Genomic DNA, 17,409 nt, shown 5'->3' on the forward strand with positions numbered 1-17,409 from the left:
CACACACTCACTTCCCGTTAATTTCTGCGGAGATCGAGTCGATCAAATTTCCCTGAAGTGCGATTCGTGCTTGTCGAACAGCATTTTTCACTGCTCTAACGTCAGACGAACCGTGGCACTTAACGACAAGACCATTCAATCCAAGGAGTGGAGCGCCGCCATGCTCCTTATAATCCATCTTCTTCTTCAATTGTTTAAGCTTTGGAAGCATAATTGCCGCAGCAACTTTCGTCAGCAAAGAGCTGCCGAACGCTTCCTTAAGCATATTGAAAATTGTACCTGCCGTACCTTCCATCGACTTAAGCATTATATTCCCTGCAAAGCCGTCACAGATGAGCACATCACAACTACGATTCAATATGTCTCTCGCTTCCACATTTCCGATGAAGTTTATCGGTGCTTTCTCAAGCAGATCAAATGCAGCTTTAGTTGTCTCGTTGCCCTTCTTAGCTTCAGTACCAACATTGAGCAAGCCGACACGCGGCTCCTTCAGTCCGTGAACTTTAGAGCGATATATACTGCCCATTATTGCGTATTGAAGCAAATGTTCCGGCTTCGCATCCATATTCGCACCTAAATCAAGTGCGAGCACACCAACATCATCCATCGTTGGCATCATCGGGGCAAGAGCAGGACGTTCAATACCGTCCATCCGACCAACTATTAGCAGCCCAGTAGTCATAAGCGCACCTGTATTGCCTGCAGATAACATAGCGTCGGCTTGCTTCTCTTTGACCAGTTGACCTGCTACAACCATCGACGCGCCTTTTTTCCTTCTAACTGCTTTGACTGGCTCATCATCAGGACCGATAACATCATCCGCGTGAATGATTTTAACATTAGCCGGAAGGTTGTCCTTCAAAAGTGGCTCAATCGCCGCCTTATCTCCAACTAACAAAAGTTCCGTATCTGGCCATTCCGCCGCAGCTTCCAATGCTCCTTGAACAATAAGCGCGGGGGCATGATCTCCACCCATTGCATCAATGGCGATCCGCACTTTCATCTCCTCCTCTGTCTGCTTCACCTTCAGATCGATAGATCACGAAATTGCCTTGAAACACCATCTCGTCACCTACATATGTGAAAAGTTCAACTTTAGACTTGCCACGTTCCCCTGAAATGGATCGGACATAAGCTTTAGCTATACACTTCTCTCCCAGCTTAACCGGGCGGATAAAGCGAATATCTGCAGTTACTGTAAGTGCAATCGCATCGTTAATGACCGCTACCGCAAGTGAGTTCGCCTGTGCAAACACATGGTGCCCCCTAGCAATAGCTGTTCGAGAAAAGACATGTTCTTCGCGAATTTCAAAGATAGAAATACCGCTCTTGTCCAGCTCCAAATCAACAATCTCACCGATAACTTCATGTAACGGCAATGAGCGAACAGAATCATAGGAGCGTTCCGCCATCAGCTTCATGCGCTCTCTAAGTTCAGGAATACCAAGCTCCATCCGATCAAGTCGAATCGTTTGGATACTAACTTTTAGAAAACGAGTAAGCTCACGATCGGTTATAAAAGGATTTTCTTCTATACACTGGGCCAGCTGCTGATGCCGCTGCCGTTTGGGCATTCGTTCCATGCTCGGCACCACCTTTTAGTCTGTAGTGATTTCTAGAATACCTAGGTACACTCACAAATGAATGTTAGAAGCGAAAATGGCATATTCCATATAAATATATGTAAAGCGTTTATTTTTATCACCTGGTACTAATTAAGTATATGAGAAAACCTCTATCGCGGTCAACTCATGATGAACGACCGCGGCTAGAGGTACGTTTTATCGCCAATAAGAACTTGTTATCCGAGTAATCTCAGAACGAACATATTCTTATGTGTAAAATCATTTTCCTTAATGAAATCAAAAAAATAGCACTTCACCGCTAGATGAAGTGCTATCATTGAAATCATTAATTATTGGGAAATGATCTCTTTTGTTTTGTAATATCCACAAACTTTGCATACATGGTGAGCCAACTTAAGCTCTCCACATTGCTCGCACTTCACCATACCAGGTACTGCCAATTTGAAATGCGTACGACGTTTGTCGCGGCGAGTCTTGGATGTTCTACGTTGAGGTACTGCCATATTTCCCACCTCCTTCACAAAATTCAATCACTCTTAATCCTTAAATAGATCCTTCAGCGAAGCAAATCGAGGGTCAACCCGCTCGTTATTACAATCGCATGTACGCTCATTTAAGTTCTGTCCACATGACTGACAGAGTCCCTTACATTTTCCATCGCAAAGCGGGGCAAATGGCATAAACAATTGAAGTGCTTCTTCCACATAAGGCTTCAAGTCCAGTTTGTCCGCTTCAACTTCGACAAAATCACTATCTTCGTCCTCGCCTGTGTCTTCCTCAGGATCACCTTTGGAAGCAGGCTTAAACTGCTCAAAGAATGGGATAACCGTATGTGCCTTGGTCGGCTCCAAACAACGTGAGCACGCCAATACTAGATCAGCGGATAGTTCGCCGTCAGCCGTAATAAATCCATCATGACCGACAACCTCAAGCGATATGTGCAGCGGACTTGTACTAATGACATCGATCCGCCCCTCGAAGAGGCCACTTACATCCAGATCTTCTTTAATAGTTGACTTCAGGCCTTTGGCCATCATCTCTTGCATACGAAACTGCATACTATCACCCCAAACAAACAAAGATTATTATAGCTATTTTTATACCCTTTTGTCAACAATTTCGCGTTTCCAATTCGCATTAAACACATATAATCGTGATTGGCCGCCCTCTCTATGCTATAGTGAAACCACTAGAAAATACAAGAGAGGTTGAAGCTTCATGCGCGCCGTCGGAGTTATTGTAGAATACAACCCATTTCATAATGGACATTATTATCATTTGCAGCAATCTCGCAAAATAACAGGTGCCGACACCGTTGTCGCTGTCATGAGCGGACACTTTCTCCAAAGAGGCGAACCTGCCATGTGGGACAAGTGGACAAGAACGCGAATGGCACTCGCAGGTGGCTGCGACTTAGTTATTGAGTTACCTGTCGCCTATGCAACTCAAGCAGCCGAATGGTTCGCTTACGGTTCTGTATCGCTTCTTGAAGCAACTGGCGTCGTAGACGCTTTCTGCTTCGGTACGGAAAGTGGTCAACTCGAACCACTTCAAATGGCAGCAGAGCTAATTGTTGATGAACCGCCCGCATTCAAAACGATCCTAAAAGAGCAGCTTGCTACGGGCACTAGCTATCCTAGCGCATTTAGCACATCTATAAGTACTTATTTGGAAGAACAAGGATATGCAGGGTTTGCAAAATTTCCTTACGCAATGCCCAATCATACACTAGCTCTGCATTATTTACTAGCCCTAAAAAGAATAAAAGGAGTAATGAGGCCTTTTACTATTGCAAGAGAAAGGGCGCAATACAATCAGGATACTATTACTGATGGGGAAATCGCAAGTGCGACGGCTTTAAGAAAACAATTATTAATTCATCAATCCGTAAAGGAAATTCAAAGCTACATTCCATCAACCACTTACGATATTATCGATAAATGCTGGGCAAAAGGTATGAAACCAATAAGTTGGGACAATTATATTGTACCGCTAATGCACACTATGTTAACTCATTCCGCCCAGCAACTTTCAGATATGAATGAACTATCCGAAGGATTGGAACATCGCATTTTGAATAACTTACCAAACTTAACGTCCGCTAATTTTGAACAGTTGCTTTCATTGTTGAAAACCAAACGTTATACAAGGACTAAACTGCAAAGAGCATTGTTGTCCATCCTTTTAGGTCATAGGAAGTCAGATTTCTCACCCGACAAGTTGTCTACTGGCGTTCAATATATTCGAGTACTCGGATTTTCAGATAAGGGTCGGCAACTTCTTAAAAGAATGCGAACATCATCAAAACTTCCCGTATTGATGAGTGCAGCTAGACCACCGCAATCGTGCAACTATTTGGAAATGGACGTTCAAGCGAGCAATGCCTATATGCTTGGTATCCCAGACGCTGATATCGTTACTTCCCTCTATCGTGATTACCGCGATAAACCAATTTTCGGCTAATGTTTGGATTGCGATTGGAAAGCTGAGATAGCATTAATTGCTTCCTGCAGCGTTTCAACAGCTACAACTTTCATCTCCGATTTCATCGACTTTGCTTTGGCGCGGGCAGCCTTCTCATTTTGCTTCGGCACGAGGAAGAGGTCTGCGCCTTGCTCGCTTGTAATGACAACCTTCTGTTTAATTCCGCCTATTGCGCCAATCTTGCCTTCCCCATCAATCGTCCCCGTCGCAGCGATGCGAGCTCCACCTGACAATTCTCCGTCTGTGAGTAGATCTATCCCTTGAAGGGTAAATACCAAACCTGCAGAAGGTCCACCTATTTCCCCCGCTGCAATGTTAAGTTGTTGCTTTTGATCATTTGGCAAAATAGATCGAAGTTCCGTAAAACCTGTCACCCCTAGCAACTTTGCTAGATGCTCCGCTGTCCATTCGCCTTGAGCCACGTCAGTTAAAGCAATATCAACTGACATTACCTTACCTTGACGCTCAACATCAAGTGAAATTGTGCTGCCATCTTTACCATCCCACGCCAATCTCAGCTTAGATATGGCATCCTCCACACTGCGGAATCTTTCTCCACTATTAAGACCAACTACGTGATCTCCTCTGCGAAAAGGACTATCTCGTACGCCATCGATATGATAAACATCCGATACGATTATCGATTCTGTCTTGGCCTCATACGGAATATGTAAGTATCGATATACCGCTTCAACTGCGTCATTTTGCGAGCCCTCCATAATTACAGTAAGTCGTTCTGCATACTGCTTTTGGGACTCACCTCGGAATACATCCTTCTTCATGTACACATCCCGATCCGAATCGAAAACAGCACAAAGAACGCCCCACAAGTTAGGAGCAGTTAATTTGACCGCAGTAAGCATAAATTCACCACTATCCCCATTATTGGCTGACGTACCTTCCAAAGTAATCATAGGATTAACCGGCACAGCAAGTCCAGGCTCATATACGACATATGGAGTTGGCGAGTATAACAGCAACCACATCGCAAAAGCCGTTATCGAAGCCGATAATATGACTCTTCGTACTATCGGCATGCTTTTCCGCATAGGCTGATTCCTCCATTCTATGCTTGCACAATGAGACAATGGTCTATCTCTAAAGCGATTAGCGTACTATTAAACGAACAGGTTTGTCCAAGAAAGCTGAGGAGTTGAACGGAATTGTACAAAACCATCCTTCTCGCCATTGTCTCTATTCTATTAGTCTCCAGTATCATCTTGCAGCCAGATGAATCTTTCCAAGCTTCGCTGCAGGGACTTACAGTCTGGTGGAATATCGTCTTTCCGGGATTACTTCCCTTTCTTGTATTATACGAGATTATGCTTGCCTTTGGCCTCGCCCATGCATTAGGTGCGCTACTGGAACCTTCCACAAAACGACTTATTAAACTACCTGGAGAGGCAGCTCTAGCAATCGTCTTTGGCTGGTTAGGAGGTTACCCTTCAGGTTCCGAGGCTGTCGCGTCATTAAGGAAACGTGAGTTGATAGATCAGGCACAAGGCCAACGCTTGTTAGCATATGCCCATATGCCAAACCCATTATTTATGTTAGTAGTTATCGGCGCAGGTTTCCTACACAAGCCGTTTGCAGGCATTATGATAGCAGCATCCGTTTGGATTTCTGCCATTTGGCTGCTTTTGATTGCTTCACTCTTTCAAAAGAAACCGAATGATGTGCAGCCAGCTGTACTCGACAATGAAAGTGGGCCACGTCTCGGTTCTATTCGCTCTGCTTCGTTAGCTCTTCAGACAGGTAGAGAGCAAGATGGACGAAGTTTTGGGAAAGTGCTCGGAGACGCTGTCACAAATAGTGTACAAAAGCTGATGATGATTGGTGGCTTCATGATCTTCGCAGCAGTAATAGCTAAGCTGACTGAGCCGCTCCTTGCACCTTTACTGAAACTAGGCTTGCCATTTGCTGGTCCTGCCATATTCGAAAGTCATCTAGGAGCTTATGCTGCAGCCGTCTGGAACTCCGCTGGTATGGATGCAGCATTTGGCTCAGCCATAATCGCTGCTATTCTGGCTTGGAGCGGGCTTAGCGGCATTTTGCAAACCGGTTACGCTGTTGCTGGGACCGACCTTAAGCTAATGCCGTTTGTTGCTCATCGATTGAACCATGCATTACATGCCTTTTTACTTACGTTGCTTTTATGGCATCCGCTAAGCTGGCTTTTCCATAAACTCGTTCCCCATGGGAGCTTTCCCGTTATATTATCCGGGCAGTACCATGCTTCATCTGCAAACGTAAGTATGCCGCTTTCAACACTAGGAATCGATGAATTACCTGTCCTCTGGCCTTATTCAGTTGCACTTATTGGCCTCTTACTCATCGTTATGTCAATTGTATATTTAATAGTAGGCAGAACTCGTCCCCCACGATTGCATCACTAATCATTACTGTTTTTTGGCTTGGTATTTAGCTGACAGTCTGACTTCAACTTCTGGCGGAACAAGCTCGCGCACCTCACCGTGGAACTGAGCGATTTCTTTTACAATGCTGGAACTTAAGTATGAGTATTTCGGATTAGTCATCATAAACATCGTGTCAATATCAGCATCAAGAAGATGATTTGTTGAGGCAAGCGTCAGTTCATATTCAAAATCGGTAACAGAACGGATGCCGCGAATAATGACATCAGCTTGCTTTGACTTCATAAATCTAACTAGAAGATCGCGGAAGCTGTCAATTTCTACATTGGGAATATCTTTTGTTACCTCAGTTAGCAGTTCTTTGCGCTCCTCAACTGAAAACAGCGGATTTTTACTCGAATTGTTGAGGACAGCAACGATCAATCGATCAAATTGTTTAGCAGATCTTCGAATAATATCCAGATGACCGTAGGTAACAGGATCAAAGCTTCCAGGGTATACCGCGATTCTTTCCTTTTTGACGAATGGACTAGTTTCCTTGGTTGGTTCGTTATTAGTTGTTGTCATCAACTTCGCTCCTATCCGTGCTATCCGCTATGCTTTCGTAACGATATATTGTGACGGCTGTATCACCGTATTTAGCAAATTTGATCTGATGGAATGACGTCATCTCTTCCGGATAACGGAAAGATGCATCATGCTCAACAACGACAAGTGCATCAGGATCAAGCATATCTGTTTCTGCAAGCTCATTCATTAGTTTGTCCATCTCCGTCATACGATACGGCGGATCCAAAAAAACGAGCGTAAACTTCAAATCACGTTTGGATAAAGCTTTTAGTGCCCGCTCCGCATCGTTGCGATATATTTCTACAGCGCTTTCTGCGCCCGCTGTCTTTACATTTAGACGAATAATATCGATACTCGTTTTTTCTTTATCTACCAAAATAATCTTGTCTGCGCCTCTACTCCATGCCTCGATGCCAAGACCACCTGTTCCTGCAAACAGATCAAGCACCGTTCCTCCGTCAAAATAAGGACCGATCATACTAAATATGGCTTCCTTCACTTTATCCGTCGTCGGTCTTGTATTCGTTCCCGGCACGGCTTTAAGCGCGCGCCCTCTAGCCACGCCCGCAATGACTCTCACTGCAACTACCCCTCTCGCTTTCATTCCCGCCTATCGTACCATATATTATGTTTAAGAATAAAGGAAAAGAGAGGCGGTGAGACCTGCCTATTACGTCAATCAAGTTATAAAATAAAACCAAACGTTTGAGAAAATGCAAATAAACCCACCGACCACGAGGGCCGCTGGGCTAATGTTATTTATCTATAATTACCGTTCTAGTTGCTTCATTAAAGCTCACCTTGGCGCCAAATGCTTCAGCAATAGCTCTTACGGGAACAGTTGTGACGCCATTTTTGAGCGTCCCCTTCTGTGCCAACAAGTTTCCATCAAGCCGAATGTTAACATACTCACTCACGGGCTTAATCTCAGGTTTCAACTTAGTTGCTACTCTTTTTTTAAACTCTGTCCATCCAGTCCACTCGCCCCCATCATACATCAATCTAGGACAAATTTTTCCTGACCAATCAAAATGTCGTCTTAGTCTCTCAATACCCCATCCACGTTCAATGAGCAACTTAGCTACAAGTGCTACGGCGTTATCTAACGTTTTTTCATAGTCTCCACTTTCGCATATTTCGATTCCTATGCTAGATCTATTTCCACTCATTGAGCTTGACCCATCTCCAGAATGCCAAGCAGTTTCATTAAGTGGCAAGCACTCTATTACTTCATTCTCATCAATGACTAGATGATAACTTGCTGTACGTTTGTTAGAAGGATTGGTGAGCCAATTACGTTCATTCATTGCTGTACTAGCTGGGTTTGCCGTATTATGAATTGTTATAGTACTCGCTTCCATATAATACCCAGGACGACGATTATGAGGTGTAGATTTTGGGATGTGATTTTTTGTGTATGTACATAGCAATTGATCTACTCCCCTTCTTTACTTACTTTTATTCCACTTTAGTTTGTATGGCATCCGGCTTAATCTCTGTTTTCTCTCCGCTTTTCTCTTGAAGAATAGTAAGAATTTTTTTGAAAACTTCTGGTGTTTTAAGTCCACAACGAGCATAATTTTCTAATATTGATACCATTTCGTTAGAAAGCCAAAAGTAAATTACACCATTCATAACAATAGTTAAACCAAGTGCTTGATCCAATTTATAGCCAAGGAAAACAGTAAGCAGCACTAGCCCTTTTTTCCCTAGTCCAATAAACCCCACTGTACTTTTAACACCTTTTCTTTCAATAATGCTTGCAGCTATTCCAGAGATATAATCGATTCCAAATACAATTATTAACAGCTCCAAGATGCCGGTCCACCCGCCAAACATATATGATAGTAATGAACCAAAAAATCCCGATGTGGCGTAAAGCATCGTCCAATCTCTATTCGCTAAAAACTTGAATGTGAAATTTTCCAAATCGTATCACCCCTATTAATTTTTTATAAAAAGAAAGAGACGCTACCCATTAATGGATAACGTCTGTTTAATTGCTGACATTTGGCTGCACTAATACTATATAACCCTGTTCTGTGATTACTTAATATTGCGCATAGGTTATGTTATGTCCACCGACAAATACTAAGCATTAATCGTGCGTACTGGCTCTATTTCGATATATCTTCCAGCAGAACTCCCAATAACCCCTATGCGGTTACCAACTACTGAATTACTAATATTTAAGTAACCCGATCCACCAGGAATCCATCCTGTTTCTGCTCCTGTGGCTGGATCATATACAGCTACCCCCGATAAGCAACCTACGTATATTGCCTCTCCTGTCGCATAAGCTCCTTCAGGATTTCCTCGTATAATGCGAGTCTCCCATAATTTCGTTCCAGTTGAATTGAACTTGATTAGCGTATCATTCCCTGAGATAGCTGTATGAGCCACGTATACATTATCAAGTTCATCTACCGACATTGCGCCACCGTAAGGTTCGCCACCATACTGTGCGAGGTTCGGGTTTACTTCCCAAACATAACCTCCTTCATTAGTCATTTTACGTAACTTTGTGTTCGTCAACATATATGAATACATGCCACGTGATGCGACCGATCTCACGCTCTCCGATGTATTTATCAGGTTATTAAAGTACATAGTTCGAAGGTCTAGAATTCTTAAATAGTTTGACGTTCCCAACATATCACTAAAAACAGCATAATGATTATCAATGCCTTTTATCATTTCATAGGACGAATAACCACCGTAAAGTGTCTGAAAGTTTTGCAAATTGCCGTCATTACTATATTTGCGTATTACTTTGTTGCCTGTTACAAGATCATGCAAACAAATGTAATGATGTCCTCCATAATAAATATTGTTGTGACCACTAAAAATAATGTCACTAGTAGGCTTGTCTAAAACAAGAGTAGTTTGATTGGTTAGTGGATTGTATTTGTGTATGAGAAAGCGATTAGTAGCTGTTGTCAAATAATAAAGCAGCCCTGTTAATGGATCAATGTATACTGAGCTCGTATTGTTAGCGAAAATAGTCTTAAGTGTTGAAGTAGTCGATCCGTTAGGTGACATAGAGGCAGGTTGAATAGTATCTCCAATCTTATACTTTCCTTCTACCAGTGATCCCGTTAGACCAAATACATTGACTCCGCTGCGTATATTGGATGATACAAAATCGTTATCAGTAATCGTTACGAAGTCATTTACACCATCCCGATAACCCTCGGAAGCCCCTAATCGCAATGTTGTCCCACTAACCGCACTAGATATTGCAGCTGTATCACCAGCTCTATCAGGCATCGTACCTGTACGCTTAAGACCACCTTGATAAAAAGTGCGATTTGATAATACGTGGCTTGTTGATGCATCAGCGTCTTTAGAAATGTTTCCAATCTTTGTCGCTAACTGTGCAAATGTATCTACCGCCACTGCCGTTTGTCCCATGCCAGTAATCGCAGCAGCTACAGACGATTTACCGTTACTGGCAGATTGAAAAAGCTCATTGATCGCACTAACTACGTTGGTTTTTGAGGTTGTAGCTAGCTGTGCTTTATCACCAACATCAATCGAGCTTGCAAAGTCACTTGCGTTTTTCCCATCCAATAAATCAGCATCTAAACCACTACCAGCTCCATCATTTTCAGAACTCCAAATTCTAATCCAATTACCCCAAGTTCCGTTGTTTTTGATACGGTATCGTGGACCTACATCCATTAAACCAGTAGCATTTATCGGATGGAACCTCTGGATTGCATAGGTACTACCAGCATTCCAAGTATGATGTTCTAAATATCCTTGATTAATGCCATTTTGACCGGCAAAAGGGCTTCCTACCCAAGTGTCAGTGACAATAAAGAATCCATTTGTAGTCCAAGTGTTTGCATTTGTAATAGTAGCACCTATAGATCCGATGCCTGACCCACTAGGAGCAAAATCTGTTGCTGCTTTACCATCAAGAAACTTAGCATTTAAGTTTGGTACCACAGTAGAACTATCAACTGTAAATGGGGCAATTCCTTGAGGTGTCAAAAAGTTTGCCTGTCCACCAATAGATACATCCCCAGTAAATTCTACTTTCGCTTTAGGTAATACCCTATCATCACCAGTATAAATTTCAGAAAGTGTCATACTATCCAGAACACTAGTTATAGTTGTCCCTTCCGGAGATAACCCTTCTACATGAACAGTAAGAACTTCTCGATAGGCACTACTATGTTGATATGCTATAAATATCTGCAACTTACCTTTTGAATCATCATAAAATAGATCCGAAATTGAAAGAATCTCACCTAGTTCACCGATCACATCTGTATATCTAATATTCTCCGAACTGATATTAATATTATCACTCATGACTATAACGAAACCTTTACATACCCTGCCAGGTCTATTATTACCATTCCGCATACTAGTAACACTAACATCTAAGCAACCACTAAAAGGCCCAGTGAAATTAATATCAAATTTCTGAACACTCGAATTAACAATCGTAGTAATATTGCCTAGAGTTTTACTGAATTTATTTCCATTCTGTATTTCAGGAGCTACAACCCTCGCAAATGTTGGCTTAGCCGCTTTTCTAACATCCTGATCTAACTTCTGATTAATAGGATCAATCATTCCATTTACTTCAGCCCTAGTATATTTGGCATTCCAAGCCGCTTTCTCAACATCTGTCACAAAACGATTATTAGCATCTTGCATAATAATTGCAGGGGGATGATTAGCTGGATGCACATAATTATTGGCACTCGCAGCTATACCAGCAAGCTTCGTTTTCTCAGCGGTCGAATAATCTTCTGTGGACAACTGTTTACCTGCTACTTTATCTACTTTCCCACCAATCGCGGCATCGATAATATCTGAGTTATCGTTAAGATCTTTAATGTCCGTTACATCTGTATATTCTGGTTTTTTCAATCCTAAAATACTAGTCTTTAACATCGTATCACTCCTCGTAAACTCGTAATTCGCCCCATGTTTTCATTTTCGTTGCAGCCCATTTCAAATACTTTATATCATCCCAAATGGAATAGGTATAACGGAAACTGTATGTCAAATGCGCAGGTTTAATATCTTCAAGCATGCGGATAAAAGCTGCCATATTAGGCGGTATACCTTTAACCCCAATAAAAACAATTTCAACTCTGCTCTCAGCAGCATACTCTACAACATCGACCTCGCCGCCGCTGAAAGCTGCTGCAGTGCGTACAACCATTTCGTTTGTTGTCGTACCAGCACCAATCAATTTTGCCTTAACAATCTCTCTTCTACGATTTGAAGAAAGGGAACTTTCTGACATCAGTCCAAAGTCCTTTTCCCAATCAACAAGCCCCCAAGTAGCATGATCAATCGACTTTTGCATACGAGTCTCGATAATAAACGCGCCTAAGATGCCTAATTGATCCGCGATCAATTCAAGTAATTTACGAACATTAAATCCTAGTCGCATCCAATCAGGCAAATACTTATGAAGATCAGGTTTAGTATTCTCTATGTCGTTATCTTCCGTATTGTTATCACTATAAGCATGTGTACCATATGGATTATGCCCGTACATGTTACACCCCCTTTAATTGGCCCCAAGTCACGCCAGGTGATAGCTTTGCAGCAGCAAAATCCATAGTAGCTTTAACAGCTGCTGAAGTAGCGGCTACTGTTGCACTCGTACTGTTAGTTGCACTACTAAGTTGTGCTATACCAGCAGTTGATAAGCTTGCAACAGGTAATCGGGCAGCAAGTATTGTTCCTGATGTTATATCTGCCCCGCTATGTTGATGTGAGGCAGGTACAAAAGTTGTAGGTTTACCACTTATCCCTGCCCACGACACACTGTCTGCTATCTCCGCTGAATCGATTTTCCCATTATTGTTTGTATCGTAAATGGATTTCAACATATCTCCTGATGACTGAGCGGCTACAAGCAATACATTACTTGTACTAGTTCCGATATAAAACTTATGCGTGTCGGTACAAAAACCGAGCTCCCCAGGCTCAAGCTTGCCAATATTAGCTTCGAGGCCCCGCCTAATTTGAATTAATGTTTTTCGTGGCACTCGACCACCTCCTTAGAACGTGCCACCATCGATAACACCCAAAGTCAATTTATTTCCATTAACTGAATCAAATACGATACTATCAGCATCGATATTTACTTCAATACCTGTCCCATTAACAACAATTCCTCTACTTGGTTTTACTGACACAACGTCAGCCTCTACAGATATCCCATTTCCTGCTCCGACAGCAAGTGTCACCGTATCGGACTGTCCTCCACCAGTTAATCCATTACCTGCCGTAATTGTCTGGAGTGCACCGCCAGTTCTTACCCATGCACTGCCATTCCAACTGTACACTTTTTGCTCATCATCTACATAAACAGTCCAACCAACTTGAGGTGTGTAATAAATCCACGATCCAGCCGTATAATCTGCAATTTGATTCGTCTTTCCTGCCCAAGCTCCCGTAGCCCCTGTAGGAATGATATATCGATCATTTTCTACTGGGCTTACTGGTGGAGCAACAAGATGCTGATCCTTGACGGAGGCTTGCGGTTCAATATTATGTTTTGCAAGCTCAATTTCATTACGAATCTTCTGAGCCGACCACAAGTCAGTCGTTGCTGTGCTTGCATCATTAATGACCCGATGTTTAGTTGCATCATCAATATGAACTTTTATTTCAGAAGCCGTTTTCGTGTTCACACCGTCCGACACTTTATTAACACTGCCATTCGATATATCTGCTTTTTTTACACGAGCATAGCTGGCACCGTCCACAATATCATCCAATGTTCCACTTAAATCAGTAAGCGCTAATGCATTAATTCTCACCCATTGTGTACCATCATCCAAATACAGATAACCATTGTTAGCGCCGCCACCAGTTACAAAATAGTTTCGACCAGGAACAGCAGCACTTGGGCGAGACGTATACGGACCTGTTAACACCCTTCCTACAAATACGTTAGATGTGCCATCGCCTATATAAACTTCTTTTGTATCCGTGCAAAAACCCATCTCTCCGGAAAGTAATGCACCTCTTAAGACTAATTCGGCTTTTGTTCCGCGTTTAATTTTTATCGTCTGTGACATGTCTGCTTACTCCCCTTCATTAAACGAGCCTCCATCAATGACGCCTTCAAATTTATACCGTTCAATTTCTACCTGAGTGGTAATCAGAGAGGTTTGAAGTATATTTATATCTTCTGCCTCTACCGTATCACCAGGTGTCTCATATGAAATATAGAGAATTGGTGCACTATCAAAAATTCGTATCTGTCTCTTCCACGGCATCTCAGCAGATGATGAGAGACTCCATGTGGTCACTTCTCGCCCCGTTAACTTAGGACCTGTGTATACATTAATGGAATTAGTTACAATATTGTCATGTGCAAGCCATTTTTCATATTTACCAGCATGAGTCTTGATGACTTCTTCAATTGCATAGTTACTTTCATCTGCCCGCTTATTTAGCTTTTCGTTAAATTGATCCACAGAATTCGGATACGCCATGTTACACCTCCACTGTCAAGAGACCCATTAAAGCTAACTCATCGGATTGTAAGAGTACATTAGTATCACTACCATTTAACAGCATATGGTTGTAATCAAGCACACCGGGTACTCCAAGTAGAAGTGTTCCAATCTTTGCTATGCTTATATAAGAAGAAACAAGTGCATTTTCTTTCAGATGAACCAATAAATCATTTTTAAAAGTGTCTGTAACAGCTTGTAAATACGTACCCGGAGCTAATGTGACATGAACACTTACGTTTAGCGCTTTAGAACGAGCAGCAACAACTGTAACTTCTGCGCCAATTGGTCGCATTTTTTCAATATATAATGACGCTTCATTAACAAGTTCAATACTTGCCGGAAGCATCTCTGTGTCCGCCAAAACAACTTTTACTGTTCCTGGTCCACTCCAGAGAGGAAAAACTTTTGCTTTTCCGACACCTCTAACGTTTAGAGCCCAATTCAGATAATCCGCTGCATTTCCACTTGAACCAGGATTCTGAGTTTTCGTTAAGATACGGCTGCGGAATACTGGATCACTTTCCGTATCTAGTCCTCCACTTGCTTCTGCAACATTCAAAACACTGAATACATTCGCATCTGGATTAACGATCTTTGTAATTGTCCCTGCTCCAACATTGCCCCGACTACCTGTTTCCACTGCCCGCACTTGTAATTTTGCCAAGCCGTTGCTATCCAGTATTTGAATGGAAACAGTCTCAAAGATGATATTAGTTGCAGTTTGCACACGAAATCCTAAGGGTACAGAAAATAAAGGAGTCCCCGTTAATGTGACTTCACCTATTGCTCGATGAGCGAGTGTACGAGCGAGATTATAATTTGCACCTAGCCTATCCAAATTACGACCAGTTGCACTATGAATATGACCGCTATAATAGACATCTTCTAAACTCTGCCACAAACGCCCAAGAAACCATGCAACAAGACGAAGCAGAATGCCAAGCGCGGATCGTTCAGTCGTATTAATCTGTTGACCGTACACTTCCTTTGCTTTAACTTCCATTTCAGAAAATATATCTGCAAATCGTTTTCGTTTAAAACCATTCTGATTAAGCAAGATTACCCACCTCCCCTCGATAGCTCTCGCCATTTTTACCTATGAGCATAAATGATATTTGCAAAGCTCTTGCTTTCCGATCTGTTTCAAAATGTATTGAATCTACCGACTCAATCCGTTCATCACGGAGTAGAGCTTGCTGTAGCTCACTACGCATCATATCTTCATTTGTTTGCTTGCCAACAAAAAGATCATAATTAATTCCCATACTCGGATTGAGAAACCATTCTCCAACATTCGTTGCAATTTCGTGGCGACAGCATTGTATAACTTCTTCGTGACCTCTAATCAGCTGGAAGTCACCATTTTGTATGACTAGATCGCCGCCTTCCATTTTCAAAGACTCCAAGGAAACACCCCCACAATGACAGCATCATTTACGTCGTGCATACGAGAGCTGTCCGGTTTTGATACTTTACCCGTCTGTGCGTTTTTTAGTTCACGATCCGAACAAACGACGAGCACTATGTCCCCTGCTTTTACATATGGTATACACGTCGTTTCATAGCCGTTTATCATATAACGCTGACCAAGAACAGAAACATGTTCAATAATAGCTGGCTCTGCATTAGTCGTTCGAGTAAGTGGTTGCAGGCTAGCTCTATTTGTTGCCGCTTGATAGGAAATGACTTTGCACGGAAAAGCGACGTGCATACCACCCGCCATTTTGTTCCACCATCGAGTCAGCATCGCAGCTAGCGCGGCTGATGGATCAGCTTGCTTCACATTACCGCCTCCACTTCTGTTTTGAAATCGCCCGTATTGCTAAAGCGATGTGACCCCTTCCGGACGAAAAGCTTTCCCTCAAAAGCATTACATCTCAATTCAATGATAGAAGCTGTCGTTAAGCGATATTGCAACTGTGATGTTGCCTGATATCCTTTTGCTTCATTTTCATTAAAATAGGAAGGAGATCCGATAAGTCCCGTATCTGCAGATAATCGAAAAACATCATCTTTACCTTTTTTGAGATTACGAATATATAGCTTGCCTTTATTAATGTAAGCAGCTGTCTGACAGTCAGTAGCCACGTCAGTTAATATTTGTGTCACTGCACCTTTTGCGGTAAAGCCCTCTACATAGAGGAAATCATTAACAAGTTCGAATTGAGCAATTTTCAAGCCAATTGATTCTGCCATATCCCTCAAAATATAACTTGCCAACGTACCAGATGTGTACGTTTTTTCAATTTCTGCACGCTTACTAAAATCTTCTGAATCAAGCACATGAATCGTCGTAATTCGATTAACCCCGTCCGTTTCAGTTGTCACTTTGCTAACAAAACCTTGAAGAATAACACCAACATCTCGGCCATAACCTGCATTTACCGTCAACGTTTTACCTAGCTTTAGGGATTGAATAGATCGATTAGATAAATTCCATAATTTAAGTTCACTTTCGTTTGGTAATGGATCATCATCAAAGGGTACCGTTCCCTCCATCGTAAAGTCGGTGCTGGAAAAACGCATATCGTTCGTCATAATTTCAATGACACGCCCAAAATTACGCATCGTCCGCCCCCTCATACAAAAACAAAAACACGCTATCCGATAGCGTGTTCCAAGTTACTTCTTGTGCATTCCCTGATTCATCGTACGGAATGATGGCTGTTTTAGGGAACCGATTGTCCAGTACATCGCCAAACAACTGAACACCGTAAACCATTTTTTCACCGACTACTAATGTCTCACCATTACGCTCAAGATCTACTGTAAAAAAATCAAACTCACTATTATAGTGGATTTCGAACGTAAACAACTCATTATCTATCCCCATATCAAACCGATAGGGCACAAGATTTTTTTCAATCGCAATATACCTCATATCTA

21 protein-coding genes are annotated in these 17,409 nt (G+C 42.2%); 2 read left to right on the forward strand and 19 right to left on the reverse strand.

Features of this window, described 5'->3' with window-relative positions:
• Positions 1-7: 7 nt before the first annotated feature.
• The 4 genes from plsX to I6N90_RS02515 form a co-directional block, all read right to left on the reverse strand.
• A complete protein-coding gene (gene plsX / locus I6N90_RS02500) occupies positions 8-997 on the reverse strand; it encodes a phosphate acyltransferase PlsX (RefSeq protein WP_197933928.1) in 990 nt (329 codons plus the stop codon).
• Complete coding sequence (gene fapR / locus I6N90_RS02505; RefSeq protein WP_197934771.1) at positions 981-1,574, reverse strand: transcription factor FapR; 594 nt, start codon at positions 1,572-1,574, stop codon at positions 981-983. The genes plsX and fapR overlap by 17 nt, the downstream gene beginning before the upstream one ends.
• Before the next feature lie 341 nt (positions 1,575-1,915).
• On the reverse strand, positions 1,916-2,089 hold the full coding sequence (gene rpmF, locus I6N90_RS02510; protein ID WP_006036546.1) for a 50S ribosomal protein L32: 174 nt from the start codon (positions 2,087-2,089) through the stop codon (positions 1,916-1,918).
• A 33-nt stretch (positions 2,090-2,122) separates the two neighbouring features.
• Entirely contained in the window at positions 2,123-2,644 is a 522-nt protein-coding gene (locus I6N90_RS02515; protein ID WP_197933929.1) for a YceD family protein, read from the reverse strand.
• Between the two features lie 160 nt (positions 2,645-2,804).
• Here I6N90_RS02515 and I6N90_RS02520 point away from each other — a divergent pair, with 160 nt between their 5' ends.
• Positions 2,805-4,049, forward strand: coding sequence for a nucleotidyltransferase (locus I6N90_RS02520; protein WP_197933930.1), 1,245 nt, complete (start codon positions 2,805-2,807; stop codon positions 4,047-4,049).
• Here the strand turns inward: I6N90_RS02520 and I6N90_RS02525 are convergent.
• Positions 4,046-5,119 (reverse strand): S16 family serine protease, encoded by a 1,074-nt coding sequence (locus I6N90_RS02525; protein ID WP_197933931.1) that lies wholly within the window; start codon positions 5,117-5,119, stop codon positions 4,046-4,048. The genes I6N90_RS02520 and I6N90_RS02525 overlap by 4 nt on opposite strands.
• Before the next feature lie 114 nt (positions 5,120-5,233).
• On the opposite strand from I6N90_RS02525, the gene I6N90_RS02530 reads away from it, so the two are divergent.
• Positions 5,234-6,466: a nucleoside recognition domain-containing protein gene (locus tag I6N90_RS02530; RefSeq protein WP_197933932.1), complete on the forward strand. Its 1,233-nt coding sequence runs from the start codon at positions 5,234-5,236 to the stop codon at positions 6,464-6,466.
• A 3-nt stretch (positions 6,467-6,469) separates the two neighbouring features.
• Here the strand turns inward: I6N90_RS02530 and coaD are convergent, their stop codons facing one another.
• The 14 genes from coaD to I6N90_RS02600 all read right to left on the reverse strand — a co-directional run bounded on the left by coaD (position 6,470) and on the right by I6N90_RS02600 (position 17,404).
• Complete coding sequence (gene coaD, locus I6N90_RS02535; RefSeq protein ID WP_197933933.1) at positions 6,470-7,012, reverse strand: pantetheine-phosphate adenylyltransferase; 543 nt, start codon at positions 7,010-7,012, stop codon at positions 6,470-6,472.
• The gene (rsmD, locus tag I6N90_RS02540; RefSeq protein ID WP_332262381.1) at positions 6,999-7,595 is read right to left on the reverse strand and encodes a 16S rRNA (guanine(966)-N(2))-methyltransferase RsmD; all 597 of its coding nucleotides are present in this window, start codon (positions 7,593-7,595) and stop codon (positions 6,999-7,001) included. The genes coaD and rsmD overlap by 14 nt, the downstream gene beginning before the upstream one ends.
• A gap of 175 nt (positions 7,596-7,770) precedes the next feature.
• Complete coding sequence (locus I6N90_RS02545) at positions 7,771-8,376, reverse strand: N-acetylmuramoyl-L-alanine amidase (RefSeq protein WP_197934772.1); 606 nt, start codon at positions 8,374-8,376, stop codon at positions 7,771-7,773.
• Positions 8,377-8,473: 97 nt separating this feature from the next.
• On the reverse strand, positions 8,474-8,944 hold the full coding sequence (locus I6N90_RS02550) for a phage holin family protein (RefSeq protein ID WP_197933935.1): 471 nt from the start codon (positions 8,942-8,944) through the stop codon (positions 8,474-8,476).
• Positions 8,945-9,106: 162 nt separating this feature from the next.
• On the reverse strand, positions 9,107-11,929 hold the full coding sequence (locus I6N90_RS02555; RefSeq protein WP_197933936.1) for a pyocin knob domain-containing protein: 2,823 nt from the start codon (positions 11,927-11,929) through the stop codon (positions 9,107-9,109).
• Between the two features lie 4 nt (positions 11,930-11,933).
• Positions 11,934-12,545, reverse strand: coding sequence for a putative phage tail protein (locus tag I6N90_RS02560; protein WP_197933937.1), 612 nt, complete (start codon positions 12,543-12,545; stop codon positions 11,934-11,936).
• A 1-nt stretch (position 12,546) separates the two neighbouring features.
• Positions 12,547-13,041 (reverse strand): tail fiber protein, encoded by a 495-nt coding sequence (locus I6N90_RS02565; RefSeq protein ID WP_197933938.1) that lies wholly within the window; start codon positions 13,039-13,041, stop codon positions 12,547-12,549.
• A gap of 12 nt (positions 13,042-13,053) precedes the next feature.
• Positions 13,054-14,079: a DUF2793 domain-containing protein gene (locus I6N90_RS02570; protein WP_197933939.1), complete on the reverse strand. Its 1,026-nt coding sequence runs from the start codon at positions 14,077-14,079 to the stop codon at positions 13,054-13,056.
• Positions 14,080-14,085: 6 nt separating this feature from the next.
• Positions 14,086-14,499 (reverse strand): phosphoglucomutase, encoded by a 414-nt coding sequence (locus I6N90_RS02575; protein ID WP_197933940.1) that lies wholly within the window; start codon positions 14,497-14,499, stop codon positions 14,086-14,088.
• Position 14,500: 1 nt separating this feature from the next.
• Positions 14,501-15,580 carry a baseplate J/gp47 family protein gene (locus tag I6N90_RS02580; RefSeq protein WP_197933941.1) on the reverse strand — a complete coding sequence of 360 codons (1,080 nt, stop codon included), beginning with the start codon at positions 15,578-15,580 and terminating at the stop codon, positions 14,501-14,503.
• Positions 15,573-15,929 (reverse strand): DUF2634 domain-containing protein, encoded by a 357-nt coding sequence (locus tag I6N90_RS02585; RefSeq protein WP_197933942.1) that lies wholly within the window; start codon positions 15,927-15,929, stop codon positions 15,573-15,575. Before I6N90_RS02585 ends, I6N90_RS02580 begins: the two co-directional genes overlap by 8 nt.
• Positions 15,917-16,306 carry a Gp138 family membrane-puncturing spike protein gene (locus tag I6N90_RS02590; protein ID WP_197933943.1) on the reverse strand — a complete coding sequence of 130 codons (390 nt, stop codon included), beginning with the start codon at positions 16,304-16,306 and terminating at the stop codon, positions 15,917-15,919. Before I6N90_RS02590 ends, I6N90_RS02585 begins: the two co-directional genes overlap by 13 nt.
• Complete coding sequence (locus I6N90_RS02595) at positions 16,303-17,091, reverse strand: phage protein (RefSeq protein WP_197933944.1); 789 nt, start codon at positions 17,089-17,091, stop codon at positions 16,303-16,305. The genes I6N90_RS02590 and I6N90_RS02595 overlap by 4 nt, the downstream gene beginning before the upstream one ends.
• Complete coding sequence (locus I6N90_RS02600; protein WP_197933945.1) at positions 17,084-17,404, reverse strand: phage baseplate plug family protein; 321 nt, start codon at positions 17,402-17,404, stop codon at positions 17,084-17,086. Before I6N90_RS02600 ends, I6N90_RS02595 begins: the two co-directional genes overlap by 8 nt.
• Between the last annotated feature and the right edge of the window lie 5 nt (positions 17,405-17,409).

The organism is Paenibacillus sp. GSMTC-2017 (assembly GCF_016019935.1).
Classification (GTDB): Bacteria; Bacillota; Bacilli; order Paenibacillales; family Paenibacillaceae; genus Pristimantibacillus.

Bases quoted from the DNA above. Each gene is read 5' to 3' on its own strand.
- rpmF (WP_006036546.1), bottom strand. From the start codon at position 2,089: ATGGCAGTACCTCAACGTAGAACATCCAAGACTCGCCGCGACAAACGT.
- I6N90_RS02520 (WP_197933930.1), top strand. From the start codon at position 2,805: ATGCGCGCCGTCGGAGTTATTGTAGAATACAACCCATTTCATAATGGA.
- I6N90_RS02515 (WP_197933929.1), bottom strand. From the start codon at position 2,644: ATGCAGTTTCGTATGCAAGAGATGATGGCCAAAGGCCTGAAGTCAACT.
- I6N90_RS02595 (WP_197933944.1), bottom strand. From the start codon at position 17,091: ATGCGTAATTTTGGGCGTGTCATTGAAATTATGACGAACGATATGCGT.
- I6N90_RS02570 (WP_197933939.1), bottom strand. From the start codon at position 14,079: ATGTCACAGACGATAAAAATTAAACGCGGAACAAAAGCCGAATTAGTC.
- I6N90_RS02525 (WP_197933931.1), bottom strand. From the start codon at position 5,119: ATGCGGAAAAGCATGCCGATAGTACGAAGAGTCATATTATCGGCTTCG.
- coaD (WP_197933933.1), bottom strand. From the start codon at position 7,012: ATGACAACAACTAATAACGAACCAACCAAGGAAACTAGTCCATTCGTC.
- I6N90_RS02600 (WP_197933945.1), bottom strand. From the start codon at position 17,404: ATGAGGTATATTGCGATTGAAAAAAATCTTGTGCCCTATCGGTTTGAT.
- I6N90_RS02575 (WP_197933940.1), bottom strand. From the start codon at position 14,499: ATGGCGTATCCGAATTCTGTGGATCAATTTAACGAAAAGCTAAATAAG.
- I6N90_RS02560 (WP_197933937.1), bottom strand. From the start codon at position 12,545: ATGTACGGGCATAATCCATATGGTACACATGCTTATAGTGATAACAAT.
- fapR (WP_197934771.1), bottom strand. From the start codon at position 1,574: ATGCCCAAACGGCAGCGGCATCAGCAGCTGGCCCAGTGTATAGAAGAA.
- I6N90_RS02545 (WP_197934772.1), bottom strand. From the start codon at position 8,376: ATGGAAGCGAGTACTATAACAATTCATAATACGGCAAACCCAGCTAGT.
- I6N90_RS02555 (WP_197933936.1), bottom strand. From the start codon at position 11,929: ATGTTAAAGACTAGTATTTTAGGATTGAAAAAACCAGAATATACAGAT.